This window comes from Vibrio sp. 03_296 (assembly GCF_002265885.1).
This window is the reverse complement of the sequence record NZ_NPKW01001388.1, coordinates 1-573: the sequence shown is the minus strand read 5'-3', so window position 1 is coordinate 573 and position 573 is coordinate 1. Positions and strand designations below refer to the sequence as shown.

General features: G+C 50.1%; 1 pseudogene. It reads right to left on the bottom strand.

Going from position 1 to position 573, the window contains the following annotated elements:
• Nucleotides 1–316, bottom strand: a pseudogene (locus CIK04_RS32520) (HAD-IIB family hydrolase); the annotation flags it as partial.
• Between the last annotated feature and the right edge of the window lie 257 nt (nucleotides 317–573).

Genomic DNA, 573 nt, shown 5'->3' with positions numbered 1-573 from the left:
TTGTTTGACAATATCAATCACAGGTTGCACAAGCTCAGCGGACATTTTGCTGTACGATCAGTTGTCATGCTGGGTCATGAACACGAGCACCGTTTGAGGTGATCATGTAGGCGGGAATGCCCACTTGAGCGCGAATGCCGGCAACATCGACATGGTGACGGCCAGTGGCGAAAATAAAGGTGTAACCTTGCTCATGCAGCGCTTTGAGCGTCTGTTTAGAGAATTCGCTGAGTTGGTGATTCGGTGCCAGCAGCGTGCCATCCAGATCGGAAGCAACGATTTTGGTGATCTCTTTGTTTGGCAAGCTCGCAGTCATACGGCCCTCTTATGTCAGTCGGATATGTTCAGGAAACAGGAAACGTTATCGACACAGGTCATTGTCTGAGTCGGTAGAAAGTGACACAACGTCTATCCAGCTTGGATGCCTGGCTAGACGCTGCTCACTAGGGGGATGGTCGCTAGTGTATGTGAAAAGCGGAGAGAAAAAGAGGGTAAATTAAGCGTGCTTGGCTTTCCTCTTCTGCAAAAGCGGACATCGCGCTGAGTGCTTGGATTGCGGAAGTGGTCTTTCTC